The sequence below is a fragment of the Mesorhizobium sp. Z1-4 genome (assembly GCF_004000235.1).
Taxonomy (GTDB): domain Bacteria; phylum Pseudomonadota; class Alphaproteobacteria; order Rhizobiales; family Rhizobiaceae; genus RCIO01.
On the sequence record NZ_RCIO01000001.1, the window covers coordinates 764,860 to 790,003 of the forward strand.

The window sequence follows — 25,144 nt, forward strand, 5'->3', positions numbered from 1 at the left end:
AAGGAAATTCTAGCATGTGGTGCGCGTCATTCCCATTTTTACTTTGGAGATATCAATCTTTCGTGCTGCTCGAAATATTGACAATACAACGGAATAAAAAAGGCCCGCCGAAGCGGGCCTCTTTTCAACTCTGTATTTCCATTCAGCCGTTGGCGGCTGCGACCGCGCGTTTCGCCATCACCACGACGAGATTGGCGCGGTAGTCGGCCGAGGCGTGGATGTCGCTCATCAGTGAGCCGGCAGAAACCGACACGCCATCGAGCGCCGCGGCATCGAAGGATTTCGAAAGTGCCGACTCGACTTCAGACGACCGGAACACGCCGTCATCGCCAGCGCCGGTGACCGCAGCCTTTACGCCGCCACCCGAGCTTGCCACGAACACGCCGGTCATGGCGTAGCGCGAGGCCGGGTTCGGGAACTTGGCGTAGCCGCATTTGTCGGGCGCGTTAAAGGAAATGGCGGTGACGATCTCGTCTTCATTCAATGCCGTTTCGAACAGGCCGGTGAAGAAATCCGCCGCAGCGATTTCGCGCTGGTTGGTAACGACCGTTGCGTCGAGCGCCAGAAGAGCTGCCGGATAATCCGCCGCCGGGTCGTTGTTGGCAACGGAGCCGCCAATCGTGCCCATGTGGCGGACATGCGGATCGCCGATATGCGCCGCCAGATGGCACATGGCCGGGCACACTTTGGCGAGGTCGGCATTGCTGGCGACTTCGGCGTGGGTGGTGGCGGCGCCGATGGTGACCGACTTGCCCGAAACCTTGACGCCTTTCAGGTCCTTGATGTGACGCAGGTCGATCAGGTCGGAAGGAGCGGCAAGCCGCTGCTTCATCGCCGGAATGAGCGTCATGCCGCCGGAAACGAATTTGCCGTCATCGGCCTTCTTCAACAGACCGGCCGCCTCATCGACGGAGGAAGCGCGGTGATAATTGGTCTGATACATCTATTTGTCCTCTTGGCTCGCGGGCCGCGCCTTCTGGCGCAGGCCCTGCGGTTGCTTCCTCAATCTCAGGCGTTCAATGCTGCCCACACCTTCTGCGGCGTGGCCGGCATTGTCAGATCGTTGTTGCCGATCGCGTCGGTGATGGCGTTGATGACCGCCGGCGGTGAACCGATCGCGCCTGCCTCGCCGCAGCCCTTGATGCCGAGCGGGTTGGACGGGCACGGCGTGTTCGAGGTCGAAACCTTGAACGAGGGCAGATCGTCGGCTCGCGGCATGGTGTAATCCATGTAACTTGCCGTCACGAGCTGGCCGGAGCCGGCGTCATACTGGCAGCCCTCAAGCAGCGCCTGGCCAACGCCCTGGGCGATGCCGCCATGAACCTGCCCTTCCACGATCATCGGATTGATGATGTTGCCGAAGTCGTCGGCGGCCACGAACTGCACGATCTCGGTGCGGCCCGTTTCAGGGTCGACCTCAACCTCGCAGATGTAGCAGCCGGCGGGGAAGGTGAAGTTGGACGGGTCATAAAACGCGCCTTCTTTCAGGCCCGGCTCCATGCCTTCGGGCAGGTTGTGCGCGGTATAGGCAGCCAGCGCCATCTGGAACCAGGGCACTGTCTTGTCGGTGCCTGCAACCTTGAGTTCGCCGTTTTCGATGACGATGTCGCCCTCGTCCGCCTCAAGCAGATGCGCGGCGATCTTCTTGGCCTTGGCCTCCACCTTGTCGAGCGCCTTGGCAATGGCCGACATGCCGACCGCGCCGGAGCGCGAGCCGTAGGTGCCCATGCCCATCTGCACCTTGTCGGTGTCGCCATGGACGATGGAAACCGAATCCAGCGGCACGCCGAAACGGTCGGCGACAAGCTGGGCGAATGTGGTCTCGTGGCCCTGGCCGTGGCTGTGCGAGCCGGTCAGCACCTCGATAGTGCCGACGCCATTGACGCGCACTTCCGCACTTTCCCAAAGGCCGACGCCGGCGCCGAGCGACCCAACCGCGGCAGACGGCGCGATGCCGCATGCCTCGATGTAGCAACTCATGCCGATGCCGCGCAGCTTACCGTTCTTCTTCGCGGCGTCGCGGCGGGCGGCGAAGCCGTCATAGTCGGCGGCTTTCATCGCGGCGTTCAATGAGGTTTCGTAGTCGCCCGCGTCATAATTCATGATCACCGGCGTCTGATACGGAAACTCGCGGATGAAGTTCCTGCTTCTGAAATCGGCGGGCGACATGCCGACCTCGCGCGCTGCGGTCTCCATAATGCGCTCCAGAAGATATGTCGCCTCCGGCCGCCCTGCCCCGCGATAGGCATCGACGGGCGCGGTGTTGGTGTAGACCGCCCGCACGTTGCAGTGGATTGCCGGGATCACATACTGGCCAGACAGCAGCGTCGCATAGAGATAAGTCGGCACCGCGCTGGAAAAGAGCGACATGTAGGCGCCGAAATTGGCGATCGTGTCGACCTTGAGGCCAGTGATCTTGTTGTCAGCGTCGAGCGCCAGTTGAACCTCCGTGACATGGTCACGGCCATGCGCATCGGTGAGGAAGCTTTCTGTGCGGTCGGCCACCCATTTGACCGGCACGCCGGACTTCTTGGAGGCCCACAGGCAGACGATCTCTTCGGGGTAGATGTAGATCTTGGAGCCGAAGCCGCCGCCGACATCTGGCGCGATCACACGCAGCTTGTTTTCGGGCGCCACATTGTAGAACGCGCTCATGACGAGGCGCGCCACATGCGGGTTCTGCGAGGTTGTCCAGCAGGTGTAGTGGTCCTCGGCTTTGTCGTAGTGGCCGAGCGCCGCGCGCGGCTCCATCGCATTTGGCACCAGCCGGTTGTTGACGATATGCATCGTCGTCACATGCGCAGCCGATGCAATCGCCTTGTCGGCAGCTGCGGCGTCGCCGATCTCCCAATCGTAGATCAGATTGTTGGCGGCCTCGGGATGAAGCTGCGGAGCGCCATTCTTCAGCGCCGAAACAGCGTCCGTGACCGCGCCTTTCTCCTCATATGTGACATCGACGGCCTCGGCCGCATCGCGCGCCTGGCCCTTGGTGTCCGCCACTACGATGACCACAGCGTCGCCGACATAGCGTACACGATCCACCGCCAGCGGCGACCAGGCGCCCATGTTCATGGGCGAGCCGTCCTTGGAGTGGATCATCCAGCCGCAGATGATGTTGCCGATACCGTCTGTCTTGAGTTCCTTGCCGGTCAGCACGGCAATGACGCCAGGCATCTTTTGCGCCGCGCTTACGTCGATGCCCTTGATCTCGGCGTGCGCGTGTGGGCTGCGCACAAACGCGGCGTGTTTCATGCCCGGCACGACCATGTCGTCGACATAGCGGCCGGCGCCGGTCACAAACCTCTTGTCTTCCTTGCGCGCCACCCGGGCGCCAATGCCTTCCATACCCATCAGAGTTCTCCTCCAGAACCAGTGCAGGAAGGGAGTAAGGGAGTAGGGCAGTAAGGCAGCAGGGAGGTCGGCTATGGTTTCCCTGCTGCCTTACTCCCCTACAACCCTGTTCCCCTCACTAGGCGGCCTTCTTGCTCTTCGCCATCGCTTCGGAAGCAGCAAGAATGGCCTTGACGATGTTGTGGTAGCCTGTGCAGCGGCAGATATTGCCCTCAAGCTCGGCGCGCACGGTTTTTTCGTCGAGACCGCCTGGATGCCGGTTGATCATGTCGACAGCCGCCATGATCATGCCCGGCGTGCAGAAGCCGCATTGCAGGCCGTGATTTTCCTTAAAGGCAGCCTGCACAGGGTGCAGGTCGGCGCCCGGCGCCAGCCCCTCGATGGTGACGACCTCGGAGCCCGCAGCCTGCGCGGCAAGCACCGAGCAGGATTTCACGGCCTTGCCGTCCAGATGCACCACACAGGCGCCGCACTGGGACGTGTCGCAACCGACATGGGTGCCGGTCAGGCCCAAAGTCTCGCGCAGAAAATGCACGAGCAGGGTCCGGTCCTCAACGGCTCCGGAAACCTCCCTGCCGTTCACGACCATTGAAACCTCAGACATGAATCCTCCTCCAAATGCCTCGCTCGCACGCCTGACTGTGCGACTGGGTACTGGAAGATTAGCGCAGCGGGGGCAGGAGTCCATGGCAGTTAAACCAATTGCCAATGCGCGGATCGGGCTGGCCCAAAACTGCCCGATATTTATGCGCGATCGCGCATAGGTGCGAATTGAAGCAGGTTAAGGTGGCGCTTGATCTCGCACAGCGGAGCGGCTATCACGCGCGCAATCCGGCGGCGCTTTGCCGCTCCGGAGCCGCTTTAGCTCAGTTGGTAGAGCACATCATTCGTAATGATGGGGTCACGTGTTCGAGTCACGTAAGCGGCACCAGCCTGTCCTCCAGTTTTGACAGCCTCCGGCGTCGCTTTAGATAGCGTCGCATTTTCAATGGGTTATCCGCTAGAGACCGGGAATTCGGGGGCATCCGAGGTCAGGTAGACGCCGCAGTCCCGTTTTCTCTCCGTGGCATCGGGAGGATGTCGCTGACATCGTCCGTGCTGCCCGGCGTGCAGGCGCAATGACTATCACGGCACCGCGGGTTACGTTCTATGGCGGTACGCTGGCTATTTACTGATATCCTGACGGACACCTGTGGGAAGTGGCCCGGAACCGCAGATGCCGCGGGGCTGATGTCGCGGAAGGGTGCGCCCTGACTTCAAACAGGGGATCCCGGTCCCTGCCTCGCCAGAGACCGGCCATCCTCCGCTGAGATATCTCAAAAGGGCCGGCAGCGTGGGCGGCCGCCCAGGCCTTCATGCGATACTTCGACTTGGCGGCAACTCATGCCCAATCCCGAAACCTGCTAAGTCAGGCTCGGGTCCTTGTATCCGCTGGATGTCGCGATAAGTGCGACACGCGAATTTTGGGAGAGCTCGTCCCGCGCCAGCAGCTTCCGGAGCCCAGCGACGGTCGCTGCTGCCGATCTTTCCAGATAAAAGCCGCGCCGTCCCATTTCCTGTCGCGCGGCGTCAGTCTCGGCGTCATTGACCGCAACGGCTCCGCCATCGCTGCCCCGTACAGCGTCGACCGCCTGATAGGTGACCGTGCTGCCTCCGATCGACGACATGCTTGTCGTACCAGGAAAATCGCCGGCCAGCGGCTCCCCCGCCAGCACCCTCGAGAGTCTCGGATACGGTTCAACGGCAAACAGGCGGGGCATCCTGGCGGCAAGGCCGGCATCGATCAGGTCGCGATATCCCTTGTAGATGCCCCACATAAGGTCTGCGCGCGCTACCGACACCACAACCGCATCGAGCCCATCGGGCCTTTCCTCATGCATTTCATAGGCGACTGTCTTGTAGCCCTCGACACCAAACGGGTTGCTGCCGACCGGCGGCACAAGAAAATTGGTGGCTGAAAGATATCCCTCGTTGCGAACAAGGTCTGCCACGATAAGCCAGCGCGCTTTCGCGTCGTTTGCATAGAGCACATTTGCGCCGGTGATTTCGATGGCTTCGCGCCAGGTGGGCGCGACATGCTGCGTGGTGACAATCGTGCACGGCAGACCGGCCGCGGCGGCATATGCGGCGACGGAGGCACCAGCGTTTCCGCTTGAGGCCGCTACAACAGGACGTCCGCCGAGATCCAGTGCCCGCGCGCACACCAGAGCACTCATGCGATCTTTGTGCGAACCGGTCGGATTCTGAAATTCGTTCTTCAGATAAAGTTCCCCAACGCCAAGCTGGGCCGCCAGATACCGGTCCTCGACCAGAGGTGTGTCGCCCTCGCCCAGCGTGAGGAAATCACGATAGGGAAGCAAAGCTCCGAAGCGAGCCATCCCCCGCCCCGCGCCCGCTGTCTGCCACTCCGCCGGCGAGAACTTCTTGCCATAGGTTGCAGCCAAGCTCGAAGGCTCGCTGCTGCCGGCACACTGCGGACACCCTTCCTGATAGTCATCAACCGGAAGGTTGTGGCCGCATCGGATGCACTTGAATCCCTGGAGCTCCCCGTTCAGGCGAGCCGGATAGTTGGACGACTTGGTTTGCATGTACATTCTGATCAGCTTTCAGCGGTTGGAGAGCGCCTTGCCAACAGCAGGGCATTGAGAAAAGCGACAACGGCAAGCACCCGCAAGCAGCCCGCGCCATCAGGTCCGATCCGGCTTCGGTCCGACATCGACGCATCTTCCGTCGTCCTTGCTTCCGCCTGATCCAGGGATCGATAGCGCTGGCCGGACCGGCCATCAGACCGCATTGATCAATCTGTCGAGCGGACACCCCAAGCGACGTGAAACGTTGTCGGCGGCCTCGGTAACAAGCCGCGCAGCCGCTTCGATCGTCTGCTGCGGTGAAATCTGCGGAGAATAGGCAACGCTCAGGCCAGCCACGGCCTTGCCGCTGGCATCACGCACGACCGCGCCGACACCGTGAATGCCTGGAAGGTTCTCTTCAATCGACGTAGCGAAACCGGTGCGGCGTACAGTTCCCAGATCGTCCAGAACAGCGTCGATTTCCGTCATGGTTCTTGATGTGAGAACAGCGAGAGGTTCGCTCCCAAGCAAAGCCCTCGCAGTCTCCTCATCGGTCGCGGCAAGCAGCGCCTTGCCCATCGCAGTGGAATGAAAATGCGATACCGTGCCAGGTGCACTGCGAATGGCAACCGGGCCACTGCTCTGTACTGCCAGTACGTAAACCAGACTGTTCCGCTGTACGACGCCGAGATAGCAATTGAGATTGCGAAGATCGGCCAGCCGACGCAGTTCCGGCATGGCACTCGAAACGAGCGCATCGTCGCTCAGCATGTTAGATCCCAGCGAGAGAGCCCTGTAGCCGAGTTTGTATTTCCTGCTGTCGGGGTCCTGAGTCACATAGTTGTACTCAGATAAGGTCGAAACCATCCTCTGCGTTACCGCTGGGGCCATCGACAAACGGCGCGCGATCTCCCTGATGCCCAATGGTTGTTCTGTGCCATCAAGCAGATTGAGAACGAGCAACCCTTTTTCCAACGAAGCGCTTTTTGTCACCTTTGCTCCAATGTCACGAATGTGCCGTTCAGTTTTCCTCATGGGGCAATCGAAACAACCGGCCGCATTGCACGTCTTCGAAATTGCACCCCGCCGCTGCCATGGCACGCCAGAGCGTTGCCGAATTGGATGATATCACCGGTCTGTCAAATACCTCTTCGAGCTCGGTCAGCACATCCATTGTCTGCATATTCGTGCAGCTTAGGAACACGGCGTCCGCCTGCTCGACCGCGGCGCGGTCTTCAAGCAAGGCTCTGCGTACCCTATCGGCGCCCAGCTCGCGGACTTGCCTGCTTTCTGCGCACTCGAACGAATAGGATGCGCTCACCCTGAAACCGTAATGGTCGAGGAAGCGGATCTCCTGATCGGCGATATCGAGTGGATAGGGGGTCAGCATATAGACCGAGCGCGCCTTCACAGCAGCCAGCGCGTCAACAACCGCGCACGAGGTCGTGAAGCTTGGAATACCAGTGCGGTCCGCGACGCGGTGCGCCAATTCGTCAACCTGCGGCGTGTCGCCGAAGAATGTGCCGCTGGTGCAGGCGCACATAATGACGCGGACATCGATACGTTTCAGGAGTTCGGCATGGTCGGGGGCGTTCAACATCATGCCGACCAGATCGTCGCCCTGCATCTGGGACCCACGTCTAGGCAAGCGGGTGAAATGACAGCTCACCCCTTCCGGCACCCGCCGAGGAAACTCGCTTTCGCACATGACATTCAGCTGCGGAATGAGAAAGCCAAGCCGAGTCGGCGCTGAGCCGGTGCCTGCCTGCGTGTCCGAAGTCATCTGAACGCCCTCACTCATCGGTAAAGCAGTTCTGGAAGGAACAGGGCGATCGAAGGAAATGCCAGCAGCAGAGCCATCATCAGGAACAGGACGCTGAGGAACGGTGTGATGCCGATGAAGACATCGCTCAGCGACCCGCTTTTGCGCACGCCCTGCACCACGAAACAAACCATGCCGATCGGCGGAGTGATCAGCGCAGTTTCGCACAGGATCATCATCAGAATGCCGAACCAGACCGGATCGTAGCCCAGCGACACGACGATTGGCGTGACTAAGGGAATGGTCAGAACCATGACCGCAAACGTGTCCATGAACATGCCCATGAGGACATACATGACAATAAGCGCCAGCATGATGAGCAGCGGCGGCCAGGCGAGTGCCGCGATTGCCTGGTTAACGACACTTACAAAGCCAATCGAGGCCAGAACGAAATTCAGGTAGTAGGCCACGAAGATGATGATCAATGTCATCCCCGTGGTACGCAGGGTCCCCTCAATGCAGCGTGCGAGCATCGGCATATTGAGCTGCCGGTTGGCTGCGGCCAGGATGAACGCGGCTACGACGCCGAGTGCGGCCGCCTCGGTGGGAGTGGCGAAACCGGCGTAGATGCTGCCGACGATAATAATAAAGAGCACCAGCGGGATCAGCAGATCCGGAAGCGCTGAAAACCGACGCTGCCAGTCGGTCTTGACGGGATTGCCCTGCAGCCTGGGGTTCCATTTGCAGGCAACGATGATCGCCATCGAGAACAGGCCAGCCATGATGATGCCTGGAATGATGCCTGCGGCATAAAGCTGAGGTACCGACGTATCGGTTAGCGCGCCGTAGAGGATCATATTGATCGAAGGCGGAATGAGGATACCGAGCGTGCCGCCGGCAGCCAGACTGCCGAGGAACAGTCTCTCGTTGTAACCGTGGCGCTCGATCTCGGGCAGCGCGACGGTACCAATCGTCGCCGCAGTGGCAACGCTTGAACCCGACGTCGCGGCGAACAGCGCGCTCGTGCCGACATTGGTGTGCATCAATCCTCCCGGCAACCAGGAGATCCACTGACCGACAGCGGCATACATTCTGGCGGCGATGCCGGCCCGCAGCATGATCTCGCCCAGAAGAATGAACAGCGGAATCGCGAGCAGAAGATATTCGTTGGAATGCTGCCAGATCACTTCCCCCATCACGCGCGTCAGCGGCATGGGCGAATAGAGGTAATCGAGGGACATGCCGATCAGAGCCAGAACGGCCATCACAGGCAGCCCCAAGGCCATCAAAATCAGCAGAAGAATGAAAGCGGTAAGCAACATCAGCGGTCACCAGAGATATTGGATGCCTGGTTCCGTTCCCGCTCGGCGGCGAGCTCGAACTCAACCTCCTGCTCGGTATTGTGCGCGCCTATCTCTCTTTCGAGACCAGCGAAATCGCCACGGAGGATGAGCTGGGCGGCACGCGCCAGCAACATGAAAACGCAAAGGCAGAAGAAACCGAGACCGGCCAGCCACAAGCTCTGCGGGATCCACAAAGGCGTCGCCAATGGCGTGCTTGCCTTGGCGCCGAGCCGCAGCGATTCGTGCAACACGCCCGAGGCGTGCCAAACCAGCGTGCCGAACACCAGCGCCAGCGCCAGAAGCGCTGCAACGTCGAGGATGCGGCGAAGCGGTGCTGGCAGATGAACATAAAGCGCGTCGATCCGGATATGGCCCTTCTGCAGCAGCGTATAGGAAATCCCCCAGGCAACGCTTATCGCCAGCGCGTATCCGGACAGCTCCTCAACGGCCAGGAGAGAGTGATTGAAAAGCTTGCGGCCGACCACCTCGAAGGTGATCAGACCGACACAGCCTAACAGGAGCGCGCCGCAGAAATAGACGGACCAGCGCGATATTCGCTCAACGGTGCTTTGCAGATAATCCACGAACTGCGCTCCTGTTTCGACAGTCAATTATTCGGCAGACGCCTGGATGCCGAGCACTTCACCAACCGTAGCGTTCCATTCCTGGACGCACTCCGTACCGCAACGCTCAGCGAATTTCGGCAGCTGAACGGTACGAACCAGTTCGCGAATCTGCGCCTTGTCCTCGTCGGTGACCGGCACGAGCTCGAGGTCGTAAGGGGTAACGAATTCGGCTTCGCCGTAGGTGCAGCGACTGTCGCCAGTCGAGCACCAGATTCCCTGCTGGTCGCCATCCCGCGCCAGCTGCCATGCATCAGCGATCATCTCCGAGTGGAGCTTGTCGAGAATGAAGTTCCGGTTTTCCTCAGAAAGCGCATTCCAGTTGGTTGTGTTGGCTACGACCAGATAGAGGCTCCAACCCATGTTGATCGGATAGAGATGGGTGGTGACTTCGGGCCACTTCGAAATGTTGCCTGACAAGGTTCCGGTAACGGCGCATTCGATTACCTTGCGCTGAAGCGCGGGCACAACCTCGGCAAATGCCAGCGTTACCGGCGTGCCGCCGATCGCCGTGATGAGGTCGGCCTGGGTTGCGGAGAATACCCGCACCTTTTTGCCCTTGATGTCTTCAAGGCCGGATATCGGCGCCGCACACCACAGACCTTGCGGAACAGAGGGATAGAGACCAAGGACGGTCACACCGACGCGCTCATCCATGATCTTGGTAATTGCGGGCGTGTAGGCGTCGACAACGTTCTGCAGCGTATCGATATCCTGGACCGCACCAGTGAGATCGTAGCCGTCGAGCTCGGCCACCTCGCCGGAGGTATAGCCGGCGACCGTGGTCGCGATGTCGGTTACACCGAGACGCACGAGGCGAAACACCTCCGGCCCCTTGATGCCCATGTCGGTTAGGCTGGTCAGCTCGACATTGATTTTACCCTCCGACATTGCGGGCAGGGTTTCCTCAAAAAACGGCCGATAGAACATCTTCCAGCTTGTGCCGTTGTTGGCCGGGCCAATGACCCGCAGGGTGACGGGTTCCGCAGCCGCGGCCAGGCCCCCAGCCCAGGTCAGAGCGGCTATCGCTCCAATTCTAACCAGCATCTTCAATGCCATGACGTTTCTCCCTCAAAGCGCGTTTGCAAAACATACAAATTTTGTTCCTATTATCGGAACAAAGTTATCATTTATTACGATTATCATCAGGAATTGCCACGGTCAACCGGCAGGTTGGCCGGGAATCGCAGCCTCCCCACAGGGACGGCCAGGATTCACCGGCACCCAGCATTTTCCTAATATTTTTAGGCTTTTTCGAGAAATGTCGCCTTGCCGTCGCGCAAAAACCGGCCTCTTTCCACTCGAGCGCACTTCCTGGCGATTGACCGGAATTCACCGGTGATGCACAATAAAACGACGTTCCAATTATAGGAACAATTATGACTCTTCTACCGGAACCCAGCTGAATGAACACTGCCTTGAATCACAAGACGCTCCAGTCCGGAGCGATCAATGTGGACCTTCGCTCGTTGGCTCGCCAGCGGCTCGCCCGGCTTCGCGACAGGATGCAAAAGTCGGCAATTGACGCGCTTTTGGTCTCGAGCCCGGAGAACGTTCTGTACGCGAGCGGCTATGAAAGCATGCCAGCAACCATCAACCGCCGATACGGCTATTGCGCTATCGTCACCGCAGACGAGTTGATCATGGTTGCCCCCACTGCGGACTGCGCCGCCGCCGAAGAGGCCGGCTTCAAGGCCGATGAATTCTATCCATTCGGCGAGTTCTACTTCTCCGGAGATCGTTCAGGCATGCATGGACGACAGTGGCATAACGATTTCGCCGATGCGCTGGCGGCGGCAATGACCCGGATCAAGCCGAAGCAGATCGGCATTGAGTTCGATCACCTGCCTGCGTCGATTGCGGAGTCACTCAAGAATTCAGACTTCGACACGACGGATGCCACAAGTTTCATGTTGCAGACGCGTGCACAGAAGTTCGGCGACGAAATTGCGCTTCTGCGTCATGCGGCGAGTATCACCGAGCAGGCGATCGATGCCGGAATCCGGGCCGCCGAAGTGGGTGTCAGCGAAAAGGAAATTGCCAGTATCGTGGCCGCAACCATGTCGATGGGCGGTGGCTTTACACGTAACGTCACCGTTGTCGGCGGGCCTCGCAGCGCCTATTGCGACTGTTTCCCGGCGAACCGCGCTCTGAAGCCGGGGGATTTGCTTCGCTTTGACGTTGGCTGCAGTTACTTCGGCTACAAGTCCGATCTTGCACGCACAGCGGTCGTCGGTGAGCCCACGAAATTACAGGCCAGCCGGTATCGCGCCCTCCTCAAAGGGCTGGAGGCGGAAATCGAAGTCGCGCGCGCGGGCACAGCTGCAAGCAAGGTATTCGAAGCCGGCATGCGAACTGTCGAACGGGAAGGTTTCGCCAATTTTCGCCGACACCACCTCGGCCACTCCATCGGCCTTGCAGTTTACGAAGCACCGGTCATCAACGCGCACAGCGAAGCAAGGCTGCAGGAAAACGCAACGTTCTGCCTAGAGACCCCCTATTACGAACCTGGCTGGGGCGGAATGATGTGCGAGGATACCGGCATTGTTACCTCATCAGGTTTCGAACTCATCAGCAGCCTCGACCGCTCCTTGAGGGTTATCCCCTGCTAGGCAGGCATACTGCACAGCTCAACTTGGCGCATGAACGCACGCACCACACCTTTGGGGTTGGGTGAACGGCGGCGAGGCGCGATCGAACGGACTTTCTCCGAGGGTATGCTGACGGCCGCTACCCGGTTATGCGGCCAACGCAAACGCGATGGCCATGCGGAAGCCGTCGTCCGGCACCTTCACCTAACAGAAGCCGAGACCGGTTCGCTGGCGACCACACCACCCCTTTACAGGTCGTCACCGCGCGAAATGCTTGGATTTCGCGCGGCGCCGGCACGATCCTATTCAGGATCGGCGATGACGTCCTGTCGCTGGGAACCGAGGCCCTCGATGCCAAGTTCGACCACATCGCCCGGCCTGAGATAGCGCGGCGGCTTCTGGCCCATGCCAACACCGGGCGGCGTTCCGGTGGAGATCACATCGCCCGGATGCAGGCTCATGAAACGGCTCAGGTAGGAAACGAGGTGCCTGACCCCGTAGACCATGGTGCGGGTCGAGCCGTCCTGCTTGGTCTCGCCATTCACCTTCAGCCACATTGAGAGGTTCTGCGGGTCTTCAACCTCGTCGCGGGTGACCAGCCATGGTCCGATCTGGCCGAAATTGTCGCTCGACTTGCCCTTGGTCCACTGACCGGCACGCTCGATCTGGAAAGCGCGCTCGGAGACGTCATTGGTCACGGCGTAACCGGCCACGTAATCGAGAGCGTCCTCCTCCGACACGTATTTCGCGCGTTTGCCGATAATGACCGCAAGCTCGACTTCCCAGTCGGTCTTTTCGCTGCCGCGCGGAATGAGGATCGGGTCGTTCGGGCCGCAGATGGCGCTCGTCGCCTTCATGAAGATGACCGGTTCGGGCGGCACGTCCATGCCGCTCTCGGCGGCGTGGTCGGCATAGTTCAGGCCGATGCAGATGAATTTGCCGGTACCGGCCACGCAGGGGCCGAGCCGCGCAGCGGCCGGCGCCAGAGGCAGCGATGCGGGGTCGACCGCCGCCAGCCTCGCCAGGCCCGCTTGCGAGATCGCATCGCCGCCGATATCGGGCACCAGCCCGGAGAGGTCGCGGATCGCCCCATCTGAATCCACAATGCCAGGCTTCTCGGCGCCGGGCTCACCAAAACGTACAAGTTTCACATTCCGCTCCTTCAGATATTGGCCCAGCCGCCGTCGATCACGTGGATCCCGCCGGTGGTGTATGCGCTTTCGTCCGATGCAAGATAGACCACGAGTGCCGCGATTTCCTCAGGTTTGCCGATCCTGCCGATCGGCTGGCGGGCCACGAAAGCGGCCCGTGCTGCATCATAGTCCCCCCCTGCGGAAAGCCGCTGTTCGAGCGACGGGCTTTCGACAGTGCCGGGGCAAATCGCGTTGCAGCGGATGCCCTGTGTCACATAATCCGCGGCAATCGACTTCGTCATGCCGATGACGGCCGCCTTGGTGGTGCCGTAGACGAAGCGGTTGGGCGCCGCGATCACCGAAGATGCGACCGAGGACATGTTGATGATCGACGCGCCGCCAGCACCGATCATGGCCGGCAGGAAAGCCCGGATCATGCGGTACATCGCCGTGACATTGAGGCTGAAGGAAAACGCCCACTGATCCTCGTCGCAGTCCATTATCGTGCCGCCGGCGACGAAGCCGGCACAGTTGAACAGAACATCGGGCGCACCAACCTCGGCCGCCGCCTGAACGATCGCCTGCGGGTCGAGCACATCGAGGATACGCGTCTCGATGCCTTCACGTGCAAGCTCGGCGAGTGCCCCGGCATTGATGTCAGTGGCGATTACCCGCGCGCCCTCGCGGGCCATTGCCAGCGCCGACGCCCGGCCTATGCCCTGCCCGGCCGCGGTTACCAGACATGTCTTCCCCTCTAGGCGCGACATTCGTTTCTCCTCAATTGTCTGTACCGGCAGGCAAATGGGCCCGACCGGTACCAATGATCAACAGAAAACACGCCAAGCGTTTTCGGCTTTGTCTCCCGGCCCAACGCTTGCGGCAAGGTACGAAACCCGCTGTTGTGTCGCCTCGCCGAAAAATACTCCTGGCGACCGGCGACGTATTCGCGCCGCCCAGCTAGTAGGTGGCGCGCCCGCCCGACAGGTCGAAGACAGCGGCGGTCGTGAAGGAATTCTCTTCCGTCGACAACCAGGCGATCATCGATGCTGCCTCGTCGACTTCCAGAAAACGGGCGCGCGGGATTTTGGAAAGCATGTAGTCGATGTGGCTTTGCTGCATCTGGTCGAAAATGCGCGTGCGTGCTGCGGCCGGAGTTACGCAATTGACGGCGATGTCGTACCCCGCCGTTTCCTTGCCCAAAGATTTTGTGAGCGCGATGACGCCGGCTTTCGATGCGGAATAGGCTGCTGCGTTGGGGTTGCCTTCCTTGCCAGCGATGGAGGCCACGTTGACGACGCGGCCGTAGTTGCGCGCAATCATGTGCGGAATTACCGCGCGGCAGCAGTTGAATACCCCGTTGAGGTTGATATCGACGACGCTCTTCCATTCATCGACAGGATAGTCCGCCACCGTGGCATTGGGACCCGCGATCCCCGCATTGGCGACAAGGACATCGATCCTGCCGAACCGCTCGGCAACTTCGTCGGCGGCGGCCTTGACCCCGGCGGTATCCGTCTGGTCGAGCACGACCGCATGCGCCTGCTCGCCGAGGTCAGCGGCTGTCGCTTCCACAAGAGAGCGGTCGCGGTCCCACAGGCTGACCTGGGCACCCGAGGCGACCAGCCTTTTTGCCACGGCAAGCCCGATGCCCTGCGCGCCGCCCGTTACAATCGCTACCCGGTCCTGGAGGTCATACTGGTTCATTCGAAACTGCCCGCGTGCATGGTGATTATGTGAAAAGGCCGGCTGCGTCCGGCGCGTATTTTGCTACCCGTTCGGGATCGAGCGAAACGCCAAGACCGGGCAGATCGGGAATGCCCAGCATTCCCTCTGCGTCGAGAGCGAACGGTTTGGCCATAATGTCGTCCACATAAGCGCTGCCGCCGATATATTCGACGAGATCGACATTCGGCAGCGCCGCCGCCAGCTGCAGGTCGGCCGCGAGACCAAGCGCGGTGTTCCACCCATGGCCGACATACCGCACGCCGAAATCGTCTGCCATGCGGGCGATCCTGCGCTGTTCGCTCAAGCCGCCGACTTTCGTGACGTCCGGCTGGACGATATCAAAAGCGCCGCGCATCAGAAACGGAAGGTAGGCCTGCCTCCTCGTCAGTACCTCGCCGCCCGCGATGGGTACCCGGCTTTCGCGCCGCAGGGTGACGAAGTCATCGATATCGTCCGGCCTGAGCGGTTCCTCGAACCAGCACACGTCGTGATCTGCGAGCATATCCGCCGTACGGAGCGCCCATTTGAGACCGTTCGGCCAATAAGCATCGCTGGCGCCCGCATCGACCATCAATTTTCCGCCTTCAGGCAAGGCACGCCTTGCCGCCTCGACAATCGCCTCGTCGAGCTTGTAGTCGTCGCGGCGGCCAAACGGACCCCAGCCGATCTTGAAGGCGCGGAACCCGCTTTCGCTGTAGCCGGCGATCTCGTCCGCCATGATGGAGGGCTCGTCCATAAGCAGTGAGCAATAGGGTGTGACACGGTCCCTGTACCGCCCGCCGGCAAGGCGGCCGATCGAGAGCCCAGTGAACTTGCCGAGAATGTCCCACAGCGCGATGTCGAGCCCGCTGATGCAGTGAGTCAGGGTGCCGCCGCGGCCCATCCAGAACGTGTTCTGGTGCAGCTTTTCGCTTACGCGTTCCGGCTCCAGCGCGTTTTCGCCGACAATAAGCGGTTCGAGCACCTTCATGCCCGCAGCCACCAGGCGGCCTTCGGCAAATGCACTGCCATATCCTGTAATGCCCGCGTCGGTGTGAACCGCAATCAACGCGTGGATCGAGTCGTCGGCCTTGATTTCCTCAGACCAGCCACCGGGCGGACTTTCGCCTACAAGCGGCGCCACCGCGACCCGCGTGATGCGAACGGCCGAGGTGCTTTTTCCAGCGGGCCCATGCATGTCGTCCTCTCCTGTTCGCGGTTTCCGAACCGTGTTGACAGCAATGGATATAGTATACAATTATACAATTCAAGAGTCATACGAGGGTTCGTTGATGAGCATGACGACAGAGAAGAGCCGCATTGCCTGCGAAATAGATTTTGACAGGAACGGCAGGCAGGCAGGGTATCTGCGGGCTCCACTATCGCGCAATACTTCGGGTTGGGGAATTGTCGAAATCCCGATCATTGTCGTGAAAAACGGGACCGGGCCGACAGTTCTTCTGACCGGCGCCGTTCACGGCGACGAATATGAGGGACCAATTGCCATCTCGCGCCTGTCGCAGACCCTGGACCCCGGTGCGGTGCAAGGGCGCGTGATCATGATGCCGGCCGTAAATGTGCCGGCGGTGCACAGCGATACGCGCCTGTCGCCGGTCGACAACAGGGACATGAATCGCTGCTTTCCAGGCAATCCCAAGGGCACGTTCAGCGAAATGCTCGCTCACTTCATGGACAGTGTGATCCTGCCCATGGCCGATATTTCAGTCGATATGCATACGGCCGGGCACTCCGGCGATTCCGCCCTGTCAACCAATATGCACGATGTCGGCGACCCGGAGCGCATGAAGCGCACGCTTGAGGCCGCGGCGGCATTCGGAGCACCCTACAACGTCGTGTTCAGCGGAGTCGACGAAGGCGCGACCTTCACATCCTGCGTTGAGCGCCGCGGCATCATCTCGCTTGGCACCGAACTCGGCGGCTGGGGCCGGGTCAGTGTCGAGGGTGTCCGCATCGGGCGGCGCGGTGTCGACAATATTCTCAAATACTTCAACGTCATTGATGGCGACCCCGAAACCGCTCAGGCCGACGGCAGTCCCGCCACGCGCCACATGATGGTGGCCGAACCGGACCTTTATTCGTTTGCGCCGGCGGTCGGTACATTCGAGCCGTGCAACGTCGTCGGCGAACAGGTCTTCGCCGGCCAGGCGGCGGGATATCTGCATTTTGTCGAAGACGTGGACCGTGCCCCCATCGAGATCAAATACAAGCGCGACGGCATTTTGTGGATGTCAGCCGGGCCGGGCCGGGTCGGGCGCGGCGACACCGTTGCCGTGGTCATGACCGACTACGCACCCTCAAACTAGCCCAACATCCAGCCGTTGCGGTTCGCGCCGCACCGGCTACGGAGAACCCCATGGCGCGAATACTTGTCCTCGACTGCAAGCAGGAAATCTCCTCGTTCAATCCGCTGCCGTCGGAATACGCAAATTTTCACATCTCGCATGGCGACGAACTGTTCAACCATCGCGGGCTGAACACCGAACTCGGCGGTGCGTTCGAGGTTTTCGAGGCCCGGCCCGATGTGACGGTGGTGCCCACCGTCGCCGCACGCGCCGGCAGCGCCGGGCTCCTGTCAGCCGACGGGTGGAAGCGGCTTTCGACCGAAATACTCGACCAGGTTCGCGCCAGTATCGACGGCGTCGATGCGGTCTATGCATCGCTGCATGGCGCAATGGGCGCCGACGGCGAGCTCGATCCGGAAGGCTATCTGCTTGCCGAAATCCGCAAGATGGCCGGCCCCGACATTCCCATCGTGATCTCGCTGGACCTACACGGCATTCTGACTGACAGGATGCTGCGGCAGATCAACGGGCTGGCGCTCTACCACACCTACCCTCATGTCGATTTCGCCGACACCGGAGCGCGTGCCGCAAGGCTGCTGCTGAAAATCCTCGACGGAACGGCAAGGCCCGTCATCGCGCGCGTTGTTGTCCCCGCACTCGTGCGCGGCGACGAGTTGATCACCGCGACAGGCTGCTATGGCGATCTCATCCGCGAATGCCAGCGCATCGAGCGTGACGGCACAGCGCTCGCCGCCGGCATCATGATCGGCAATCCGTTTACCGACGTGCCGGAACTTTGCACGCAGGTGATCGTCGAGGCCGATGACGACCCGACAGTCGCCGAAGCCGAGGCGATCCGGCTCGCAAACGAGTTCTGGCCGCAGCGTTTCCGCATGCAGGGGAAGCTGATTTCGCTCGACCGTGCGATCGCACAGGCCCGCACGATGAACGGAACGGTGGTTTTCACCGACGCGGCGGACGCGACCTCGTCAGGTGCAACGGGCGACTCCAACGCGATCATCGCGGCGCTGCGGGATGCCGGATACGGCAAGCGCGTGCTGGCGCAGATCGTCGATCCTGCTGCCGCCGCGGCGGCGCACAAGGCGGGCGTTGGCGGCACGGTTTCGGTTACGCTTGGCGGCGCGATCGATCCCGGCCGCTACAGGCCGATGCCGGTGACCGCGCGGGTCAAGCTCCTGTCCGACGGGCATTCGCGGCTGGAGACCATGCAGACGGAACTCGACGCAGGTCCGACCGCGGTCCTGACCTTCGACAATTTCACAGTGGTGGTATTTTCTCAGACAATCAGCCTGTTCGACCGCGCGATGTATTATGCCAATGGCTGCAATCCCACGGATTTCGATCTGGTGATTGTCAAATCGCCGCATACCGAATTCCACATGTACGACGCGTGGGTGGAGAAGAATTTCAACATCGACGCGCCGGGCGCGACCTCAGCCGACATTCCAAGCCTCGGCCACACCATCTGCGCGCGTCCGATGTATCCGCTCGACCCCGATGTCGAGTTCAAACCCGAAGCGACGATCTATCCCGGCCACCAGGGCCGCTGATCCAACGAGGCGGTCCAGTCCATGAAAATTGAAACGGTCGATTTCTTCTATTTCGCCATGCCGGAGGTGACGACGGATGCCGACGGCAGCCAGGATGCGCTTATCGTGCGCGTATCGGCCGGAGGCCACATCGGGTGGGGCGAATGCGAAGCGGCGCCGCTGCCCTCGATAGCGGCATTCATATGCCCCATGTCGCATGGCGCGTGCCGGCCCGTCGCAGCGTCGGTTCTGGGACAAAAGCTGGAAGGCCCCGACGACATCGCCCGCATCAGCGCGCTGGTTGCGCGCGACAGTATGGACCTGCTTCAGGCGCCTCACACGCTTTCCGGTATCGAGATGGCGCTTTGGGACCTGCTTGGCCGGCGGCGCGACGAGCCCGTGTGGAAGATGCTGGGCTACAAGCGCTCCGAACCGAAGATTCCCTACGCATCGCTTCTATTCGGCAATACGCCGGAGGAGACACTGGAGCGCGGCAGGAAAGCCCGCGCCGACGGCTTCGGCGCCGCCAAATTCGGCTGGGGGCCCATCGGAACGGGCAGTGTCAAAGCCGACGCCGACCAGTTTGCGGCCGCGCGCGAGGGTATCGGGCCGGACGCACATCTCATGGTCGATGTCGGGCAGATCTTCGGCGAGGACATCGATGCCGCTTCCCAGCGTCTGGCCGGCCTCGACGCCGCCCGGGTGCTCTGGTTCGAGGAACCGTTTTTCGGCAGCGCCTATGAAGCCTATGCTGCGCTGGCCGGCATGAAATCCAAGGTCCGGCTTGCCGGCGGCGAGGCGGCCCACAATGTGGCCATGGCCCGGCATCTGATGGACTATGGCAAAGTCGGTCATATCCAGATCGACTGCGGGCGTATCGGCGGCATCGGGCCTTCGAAGATCGTCGCCGACCTCGCCGTGGAACGCGGCATCACCTACGTGAACCACACCTTCACAACCCATCTGGCGCTGAGCGCTTCGCTGCAGGCCTATGCCGGTATCGCCGATGACCGCATCTGCGAATACCCGGCAGCTCCCCGCCCGCTTGCCCTTGCGGTGGCGGAGAACCCTATTTTGCGCGACGGCAATGGTGAAATATGTGCGCCGGAGCGGCCTGGTCTGGGCGTCGATGTCGATCTCCCGGCTCTCAAGCCATATCTGGTCGATGCGGAAATCAAGGTCGGCAACCAGACTCTCTACAGGACACCTCGGATCGACTGACGGGACACCGGCGAACGGCATGGCGAAGCGACCGAACATTCTCTTCCTGCTATCCGACCAGCATTCCTACAAAGTTGCGGGCTGTTACGGCGACGCACTTGGCGCGACACCCAACATCGATCGGATCGCCCGCCGCGGCGTGACGTTCGACAACGCGTATTGCGCTTCCCCGATCTGCACGCCAAGCCGCATGTCGCTGCTTACCGGTCAGTGGCCGCACAAACAAAGCTGCTGGACGCTGGAAGATCAGCTCGCTTCCGATCTGCCGACATATGCCCACGCGCTGGGCGCCGCCGGCTACAGGACGATCCTGGCTGGCCGGATGCATTCGATCGGCCCCGACCAGTTGCATGGTTTTTCAGAGCGCCATATCGGCGACTGCTCACCGAACTGGCTGGGCGGGGGCCGGCAGGACCTCGGCGTTCTTGCAGGCGCACAGGGACCCTCGGCGCCGGCTGCCAGCGGTGAGGCTGTGCCGGCGGTCAGCATCAGCAGATCGGGCCGCGGTCAATCCGGCTACGAGGTGGTGGACGACGCGACCACCGACGCCGCCTGCGCGCGCCTTGCGGAGCTGGGCGCCGAGCGAACTGCCGGTTCCGACCAGCCGTTCCTGCTCGCTGTCGGCTTTATTCTTCCGCACTGTCCGTTTGTCGCACGAGCAGAGGATTACGACCTGTTCGAGGGCAAGGTGGGCCTGCCGGAGCTGCCGTGCCCCGACCCTTCGGCGGAACACCCCTGGCTGGTGAACTGGCGTCGGTTCAGCGGCTGCGAGGACGCCGCTCCGGACGACAGCATCCGAGCCCGCACGGCCTATTACGGTCTGGTGCACGCCCTCGACCGGAAGATCGGCAGGATTCTTGACGCGCTTGAAGAGGCCGGGTTCGGCGATGATACGCTGGTGGTCTACGCGTCCGATCATGGCGAGCAGATCGGCGAACGTGGCCTGTGGTGGAAGAACACGTTCTACGAGGAATCCGTGCGCGTGCCCCTTGTAATGTCCTGGCCGGGTGTTCTCCCGCAGAGCGAACGCCGCGCGCACATTGTCAATCTCAGCGACCTCAACGCGACAATGCTCCAGGCCGCCGGCGCAGCCGCACTGCCGAGGTCGAACGCAAGGAGCCTTCTGCCGGTTGCCGCGGATGCCGACGCCGTGTGGGACGATGAGACCTTCAGCGAATACGTCACCGATCTGTCGTCAGTGTGGACCGGGCCGGAAGCGACCACCCAGCGCATGATCCGCTCGGGCAGATACAAATACGTCCATGTCGAAGGCCACAGGCCGCAACTGTTCGACCTAGAGACCGATCCGTCGGAACTGCACGATCTGGGGGACGACCCGGAATATGCGGAGCTGCGGCAACAGCTGGCGGCGCGGGTCCTGGACGGGTGGGACCCGAAACGGATCAGGCATGAAGTCGACTTGCGCTGCGCCGAAAAAGCGGTCCTGCGCCAATGGGGCCAACAGACGCAGCCGACGAGCACGTATCAGTTTGCGATCGCCGCCGGCGACAGCTGGGTGGACCCGCCGTCGAAATAGGCTCACGCCTTCTCCAGAACCTCAAGGCGCGGGGCGATCGACTTCGCAACGTCACCGGCGAGCTCAAGCCCACGCTCGTCGCCCATCGCGTCGGCCCAGTTTTTCATTCGCGCCACCAGTTCGCCGATGACGGCCGCATAGTCCGGATAGTGCTTGAAACGCTGGAAACCGCCATCGTCGCGCGGTGTGAGAAACACATTGAGTTCTTCTTCGGGATCGGCCTGGAGATTGTAGAGTTCATGCTCTCCATTGGCCGACGCGATCAATTTCCACCCCGCCGTCCGGATCGCGCGCTGCTCGATCTTGCTCACATGGGTGATATTCTGGACGTAATAGTCGTCGCGCCAGCCGCCGGCATCGCCGTCCAGCAGCAGCGGCTTGAGGCTGCGGCCATGCATGGAAGACGGTATTTGGGCTTCCGCGAAATCGAGCATCGTCGGCGCCAGGTCCTGCAGGCCGACCGGAGCATCCGAGCGCGTCGCGGGATCGATGCCCGGCCCTTCGACGATGAAGGGAATACGGATCGCATCGTCATGGCAGACGAATTTGTGCTCGCCTTCCCGGCGATACCAGAACGTATCTCCGTGGTCGGAAAAATAGATAACGTAGGTGTTGTCGGCGAGGCCGTTTTCTTCCAGTGCCGCGCGGACACGCGCCAGGTTTTCATCCAACGCGCTGACCGCCGCGTAATAGCCGGCGAAGGGCACTCCCTTGCCGCGATAGGGCTCATAAAAGCGCTCCGGCGCCGAATAGGGATCGTGCGGAGGATAGAAGCTCAGCACCATGGCGAATGGCTGCGTTGCGTCCTTTCGCTCATCCAGAAAGGCAACGGCGGCATCTGTCTGCCGGTCCGGCCGGTATTCGCCATCGAGTTTTCCGTCCATCCAATGTCCCTTGCGGGAGTTGAACGATTCCACCCACACATCGAAGAAGGGCGGCTGAATCTCACCCAGGTGCCATTTGCCGAAATGCGCGGTGAGGTAGCCGGCATTCCGCAGATGGTCGAACACCGTCTTCTTAACGGCAGCATGGGAGGCAAATGCGTTGTCGACACCATAGAGGTTGTCGATGAGCTGATGCCGATGCGGATAGACCCCGGTCCACATCGTGCCCCGGGCCGGGGTGCAAACCGGCCAGGGCGTAAAGGCAGCGTCAAAGGACTTGCCGGCCGCAGCCATCGCATCCGTACCCGGCGTGACCGTGAAACGGTTGCCATAGGAAGCGAGCGAGTCGGCGCGCTGCTGGTCGGAAAGGACGAGGACGATGTTGGGACGGTCGGTCATATGAGTTCCTCGGTGTGCACTGGATTGGCCGGCGTTCCCGCCAGGTGACACGCTGCCAGATGTCCCGGCATGACTTCGCGCAGCGCCGGGCGTTCGCTTGAGCAGCGTTCGACGGCGATCGGGCAGCGGGTGTGGAAGCGGCAGCCGCTCGGCGGATTGGCGGCGCTCGGGATGTCGCCCTCGATGGTGAAAAAGGATTTGCGCCCTTTCGCCGCCGACGGCACCGATTGCAGCAGCGCCTGCGCGTATGGGTGCGCCGGACTTCGAAAGATCGAGCCTTTCGCACCCATCTCGACTATCTGGCCGAGATACATCACCGCGACATTGTCCGATATGTGCCGGACCACGCCGAGGTCGTGCGAGATGAAAAGATAGGTCAGGCCAAGATCGCGCTTCAGGTCCTGCAACAGGTTCAACGTCTGCGCCTGTACCGAAACATCGAGAGCCGACACCGCCTCGTCGCAGACGATAAAGGCCGGCTCCAGCGCCAGCGCCCGCGCGATACAGATACGCTGACGCTGTCCGCCTGAGAACTCATGCGGGTAGCGTCCGGCATGAAACGCGGCGAGACCCACGCGGTCGAGCAGATATCTCAGCTTCCGCTCGCGCGAGACGGCGTCACCCACACCGTGGATAACGAGCGGCTCCACGATCAGCTCGCCGGCCGTCATGCGCGGATTGAGCGCGCCAAAAGGATCCTGGAAAATGATCTGCATGTTGCGCCGCACGGCGCGCAGCGCGTCTCTTTCGAGAGACAGGATGTCCTCGCCCTCAAAGTGAACGCTGCCGGACGTGGCTTCCAGAAGGCGCAGAACAAGCCGCCCGGTGGTCGTCTTGCCGCAGCCGCTCTCGCCGACCAGCCCCAGCGTTTCGCCCCGGTTGATCGTGAAGCTGACCTCGTCGACCGCCCTTATGGAGCGGCTCTCGCCGAAAAGGCCGCCCTTGCCGACGACGAAGTCCTTGCTCAGGCGATCGACGACCAGAATGGGTTTGCCGGCGCGCTCGGTCGTCATCGCGAAATTTCCTGTAGGAATTCATAGCCTGTATTGCGAATACATGCGGCCCGGTGCGCCGGCTGGCATTCGACAAGGCTCGGAACAGCCGTTGCACAGGCGGGGCGCGCATAACCGCAGCGCGGTTCGAAACGGCATCCGGGCGGCAGGTCGAAGATCGGCGGCACGGTTCCCCTGATTGCCTCCAACCTTTCCTCGTCGCGATCGACCGGCGGAATGCTCGCAAGCAGGCCCTCGGTGTATGGATGCAGCGGCTGAGAGAAAATCGTTTCGGCCTTGGCGTCCTCGAGCACCTGCCCGAGATACATGATCATGACGCGGTCGGTGAACGCCGACACCACACCGAGATCGTGGCTGATCAGGATGATCCCCATCTTGTACTCGTCCTGCAGGTCGAGCATCAGGTCCAGAATCTGGGCCTGCACGGTCACATCGAGCGCCGTTGTCGGTTCGTCCGCGATCAGCAGCCTGGGCCTGCAGATCAGCGCCATCGCGATCATCACGCGCTGGCGCATCCCGCCCGACAGCCGATGCGGAAAATCGTCCATGCGCTGCTCGGGCGAAGGAATTCCGACGCGCCGCAAAGCCTCGATGCCGCGCTCGCGCGCTTCGCGCCGCCCGACCTTCAAATGCCTGCGAACCGTTTCCATGATCTGGTCCCCGACGGTCAGCACCGGGTTGAGCGCAGTCATGGGCTCCTGGAAAATCATGCCCATCGAGGCACCACGCAGCTCTTCCAGCCTGGCATCGCTGGCGCCGAGCAAATCTTCGCCATTCAGCCGCAGCCGGTCCGCCGCGATCACGCCGTTTTTGGGTAGCAGCCGCATGATGGAGAGCGCGGTCATGCTTTTGCCCGAGCCGGATTCGCCGACGATTCCAAGGATTTCGCCGGGCGAAAGCGAGAAGGACAGACCGTCGACAATGTTCACGCCGCTGAACGAAACGCGAAGATTTTCGACCTCCAGAAGCAGACCGGCTCCAGCCTCGGCCGCCGCGCTCCGCTTTTCGTTTTCATCGACTTCAGCGTTCAATGTTCCACCCAAAAACCGTCTTCATCAGATTCATGATTGTATACTATTATACGATTTGCAAGGATAGACCCATAGAGAATGTCCGTCTCGGAACGGGTGTTCCGGCCTGAGAATCCCACCGTATTACCC

The 25,144-nt window shown here is 61.4% G+C and carries 21 protein-coding genes and 1 tRNA gene; 6 read left to right on the plus strand and 16 right to left on the minus strand.

Going from position 1 to position 25,144, the window contains the following annotated elements; all coding sequences use genetic code 11:
* Positions 1-142 precede the first annotated feature (142 nt).
* The 3 genes from EP165_RS03650 to EP165_RS03660 all read right to left on the minus strand — a co-directional run bounded on the left by EP165_RS03650 (position 143) and on the right by EP165_RS03660 (position 3,955).
* Complete coding sequence (locus tag EP165_RS03650) at positions 143-943, minus strand: FAD binding domain-containing protein (RefSeq protein ID WP_127520181.1); 801 nt, start codon at positions 941-943, stop codon at positions 143-145.
* A 65-nt stretch (positions 944-1,008) separates the two neighbouring features.
* Entirely contained in the window at positions 1,009-3,351 is a 2,343-nt protein-coding gene (locus EP165_RS03655; RefSeq protein WP_127520182.1) for a xanthine dehydrogenase family protein molybdopterin-binding subunit, read from the minus strand.
* A 118-nt stretch (positions 3,352-3,469) separates the two neighbouring features.
* Positions 3,470-3,955 carry a (2Fe-2S)-binding protein gene (locus EP165_RS03660; RefSeq protein ID WP_127520183.1) on the minus strand — a complete coding sequence of 162 codons (486 nt, stop codon included), beginning with the start codon at positions 3,953-3,955 and terminating at the stop codon, positions 3,470-3,472.
* Positions 3,956-4,206: 251 nt separating this feature from the next.
* Here EP165_RS03660 and EP165_RS03665 point away from each other — a divergent pair.
* Positions 4,207-4,282: transfer RNA gene (locus EP165_RS03665), tRNA-Thr, on the plus strand.
* A 472-nt stretch (positions 4,283-4,754) separates the two neighbouring features.
* Here the strand turns inward: EP165_RS03665 and EP165_RS03670 are convergent.
* The 6 genes from EP165_RS03670 to EP165_RS03695 all read right to left on the minus strand — a co-directional run bounded on the left by EP165_RS03670 (position 4,755) and on the right by EP165_RS03695 (position 10,708).
* Positions 4,755-5,729, minus strand: a complete 975-nt coding sequence (locus tag EP165_RS03670; RefSeq protein ID WP_206075858.1) for a threonine synthase — start codon at positions 5,727-5,729, stop codon at positions 4,755-4,757.
* Positions 5,730-6,134: 405 nt separating this feature from the next.
* A complete protein-coding gene (locus EP165_RS03675; protein WP_127520184.1) occupies positions 6,135-6,956 on the minus strand; it encodes an IclR family transcriptional regulator in 822 nt (273 codons plus the stop codon).
* A complete protein-coding gene (locus tag EP165_RS03680; RefSeq protein WP_164742945.1) occupies positions 6,943-7,704 on the minus strand; it encodes a maleate cis-trans isomerase family protein in 762 nt (253 codons plus the stop codon). Before EP165_RS03680 ends, EP165_RS03675 begins: the two co-directional genes overlap by 14 nt.
* Before the next feature lie 14 nt (positions 7,705-7,718).
* A complete protein-coding gene (locus tag EP165_RS03685) occupies positions 7,719-9,005 on the minus strand; it encodes a TRAP transporter large permease (protein ID WP_127520186.1) in 1,287 nt (428 codons plus the stop codon).
* Entirely contained in the window at positions 9,005-9,610 is a 606-nt protein-coding gene (locus tag EP165_RS03690) for a TRAP transporter small permease subunit (protein WP_164742946.1), read from the minus strand. The genes EP165_RS03685 and EP165_RS03690 overlap by 1 nt, the downstream gene beginning before the upstream one ends.
* 27 nt (positions 9,611-9,637) lie before the next feature.
* Positions 9,638-10,708 carry a TRAP transporter substrate-binding protein gene (locus EP165_RS03695; RefSeq protein ID WP_127520188.1) on the minus strand — a complete coding sequence of 357 codons (1,071 nt, stop codon included), beginning with the start codon at positions 10,706-10,708 and terminating at the stop codon, positions 9,638-9,640.
* A 347-nt stretch (positions 10,709-11,055) separates the two neighbouring features.
* Here EP165_RS03695 and EP165_RS03700 point away from each other — a divergent pair, with 347 nt between their 5' ends.
* Complete coding sequence (locus EP165_RS03700) at positions 11,056-12,261, plus strand: M24 family metallopeptidase (protein WP_127520189.1); 1,206 nt, start codon at positions 11,056-11,058, stop codon at positions 12,259-12,261.
* Positions 12,262-12,542: 281 nt separating this feature from the next.
* Here the strand turns inward: EP165_RS03700 and EP165_RS03705 are convergent, their stop codons facing one another.
* The 4 genes from EP165_RS03705 to EP165_RS03720 form a co-directional block, all read right to left on the minus strand.
* Complete coding sequence (locus EP165_RS03705) at positions 12,543-13,391, minus strand: fumarylacetoacetate hydrolase family protein (protein ID WP_127520190.1); 849 nt, start codon at positions 13,389-13,391, stop codon at positions 12,543-12,545.
* Positions 13,392-13,402: 11 nt separating this feature from the next.
* A complete protein-coding gene (locus EP165_RS03710; RefSeq protein WP_127520191.1) occupies positions 13,403-14,140 on the minus strand; it encodes an SDR family oxidoreductase in 738 nt (245 codons plus the stop codon).
* A gap of 190 nt (positions 14,141-14,330) precedes the next feature.
* On the minus strand, positions 14,331-15,077 hold the full coding sequence (locus EP165_RS03715) for an SDR family NAD(P)-dependent oxidoreductase (protein ID WP_127520192.1): 747 nt from the start codon (positions 15,075-15,077) through the stop codon (positions 14,331-14,333).
* Between the two features lie 25 nt (positions 15,078-15,102).
* Entirely contained in the window at positions 15,103-16,275 is a 1,173-nt protein-coding gene (locus EP165_RS03720) for a mandelate racemase/muconate lactonizing enzyme family protein (RefSeq protein WP_127520193.1), read from the minus strand.
* A 94-nt stretch (positions 16,276-16,369) separates the two neighbouring features.
* On the opposite strand from EP165_RS03720, the gene EP165_RS03725 reads away from it, so the two are divergent.
* The 4 genes from EP165_RS03725 to EP165_RS03740 are packed head-to-tail and all read left to right on the plus strand — an operon-like array spanning position 16,370 to position 21,688.
* Positions 16,370-17,401 (plus strand): succinylglutamate desuccinylase/aspartoacylase family protein, encoded by a 1,032-nt coding sequence (locus EP165_RS03725; protein WP_127520194.1) that lies wholly within the window; start codon positions 16,370-16,372, stop codon positions 17,399-17,401.
* Between the two features lie 50 nt (positions 17,402-17,451).
* Entirely contained in the window at positions 17,452-18,951 is a 1,500-nt protein-coding gene (locus EP165_RS03730; protein ID WP_127520195.1) for a M81 family metallopeptidase, read from the plus strand.
* 21 nt (positions 18,952-18,972) lie between these two features.
* On the plus strand, positions 18,973-20,151 hold the full coding sequence (locus EP165_RS03735) for a mandelate racemase/muconate lactonizing enzyme family protein (protein WP_127520196.1): 1,179 nt from the start codon (positions 18,973-18,975) through the stop codon (positions 20,149-20,151).
* Positions 20,152-20,170: 19 nt separating this feature from the next.
* A complete protein-coding gene (locus EP165_RS03740) occupies positions 20,171-21,688 on the plus strand; it encodes a sulfatase-like hydrolase/transferase (protein ID WP_127520197.1) in 1,518 nt (505 codons plus the stop codon).
* A gap of 2 nt (positions 21,689-21,690) precedes the next feature.
* On the opposite strand, the gene EP165_RS03745 is transcribed toward EP165_RS03740, so the two are convergent.
* The 3 genes from EP165_RS03745 to EP165_RS03755 are packed head-to-tail and all read right to left on the minus strand — an operon-like array spanning position 21,691 to position 24,955.
* Positions 21,691-22,971, minus strand: coding sequence for a sulfatase family protein (locus EP165_RS03745; protein ID WP_127520198.1), 1,281 nt, complete (start codon positions 22,969-22,971; stop codon positions 21,691-21,693).
* Positions 22,968-23,984: an ABC transporter ATP-binding protein gene (locus EP165_RS03750; protein ID WP_127520199.1), complete on the minus strand. Its 1,017-nt coding sequence runs from the start codon at positions 23,982-23,984 to the stop codon at positions 22,968-22,970. Before EP165_RS03750 ends, EP165_RS03745 begins: the two co-directional genes overlap by 4 nt.
* Positions 23,981-24,955, minus strand: coding sequence for an ABC transporter ATP-binding protein (locus EP165_RS03755; protein WP_206075873.1), 975 nt, complete (start codon positions 24,953-24,955; stop codon positions 23,981-23,983). Before EP165_RS03755 ends, EP165_RS03750 begins: the two co-directional genes overlap by 4 nt.
* Between the last annotated feature and the right edge of the window lie 189 nt (positions 24,956-25,144).

What these genes read in the sequence shown, in the direction of transcription:
- EP165_RS03650 (WP_127520181.1), bottom strand. Translation starts at nt 943, where the DNA reads ATGTATCAGACCAATTATCACCGCGCTTCCTCCGTCGATGAGGCGGCC.
- EP165_RS03655 (WP_127520182.1), bottom strand. Translation starts at nt 3,351, where the DNA reads ATGGGTATGGAAGGCATTGGCGCCCGGGTGGCGCGCAAGGAAGACAAG.
- EP165_RS03660 (WP_127520183.1), bottom strand. Translation starts at nt 3,955, where the DNA reads ATGTCTGAGGTTTCAATGGTCGTGAACGGCAGGGAGGTTTCCGGAGCC.
- EP165_RS03670 (WP_206075858.1), bottom strand. Translation starts at nt 5,729, where the DNA reads ATGGCTCGCTTCGGAGCTTTGCTTCCCTATCGTGATTTCCTCACGCTG.
- EP165_RS03675 (WP_127520184.1), bottom strand. Translation starts at nt 6,956, where the DNA reads ATGAGGAAAACTGAACGGCACATTCGTGACATTGGAGCAAAGGTGACA.
- EP165_RS03680 (WP_164742945.1), bottom strand. Translation starts at nt 7,704, where the DNA reads ATGACTTCGGACACGCAGGCAGGCACCGGCTCAGCGCCGACTCGGCTT.
- EP165_RS03685 (WP_127520186.1), bottom strand. Translation starts at nt 9,005, where the DNA reads ATGTTGCTTACCGCTTTCATTCTTCTGCTGATTTTGATGGCCTTGGGG.
- EP165_RS03695 (WP_127520188.1), bottom strand. Translation starts at nt 10,708, where the DNA reads ATGGCATTGAAGATGCTGGTTAGAATTGGAGCGATAGCCGCTCTGACC.
- EP165_RS03700 (WP_127520189.1), top strand. Translation starts at nt 11,056, where the DNA reads ATGAACACTGCCTTGAATCACAAGACGCTCCAGTCCGGAGCGATCAAT.
- EP165_RS03710 (WP_127520191.1), bottom strand. Translation starts at nt 14,140, where the DNA reads ATGTCGCGCCTAGAGGGGAAGACATGTCTGGTAACCGCGGCCGGGCAG.
- EP165_RS03715 (WP_127520192.1), bottom strand. Translation starts at nt 15,077, where the DNA reads ATGAACCAGTATGACCTCCAGGACCGGGTAGCGATTGTAACGGGCGGC.
- EP165_RS03720 (WP_127520193.1), bottom strand. Translation starts at nt 16,275, where the DNA reads ATGCATGGGCCCGCTGGAAAAAGCACCTCGGCCGTTCGCATCACGCGG.
- EP165_RS03725 (WP_127520194.1), top strand. Translation starts at nt 16,370, where the DNA reads ATGAGCATGACGACAGAGAAGAGCCGCATTGCCTGCGAAATAGATTTT.
- EP165_RS03730 (WP_127520195.1), top strand. Translation starts at nt 17,452, where the DNA reads ATGGCGCGAATACTTGTCCTCGACTGCAAGCAGGAAATCTCCTCGTTC.
- EP165_RS03735 (WP_127520196.1), top strand. Translation starts at nt 18,973, where the DNA reads ATGAAAATTGAAACGGTCGATTTCTTCTATTTCGCCATGCCGGAGGTG.
- EP165_RS03740 (WP_127520197.1), top strand. Translation starts at nt 20,171, where the DNA reads ATGGCGAAGCGACCGAACATTCTCTTCCTGCTATCCGACCAGCATTCC.
- EP165_RS03745 (WP_127520198.1), bottom strand. Translation starts at nt 22,971, where the DNA reads ATGACCGACCGTCCCAACATCGTCCTCGTCCTTTCCGACCAGCAGCGC.
- EP165_RS03750 (WP_127520199.1), bottom strand. Translation starts at nt 23,984, where the DNA reads ATGACGACCGAGCGCGCCGGCAAACCCATTCTGGTCGTCGATCGCCTG.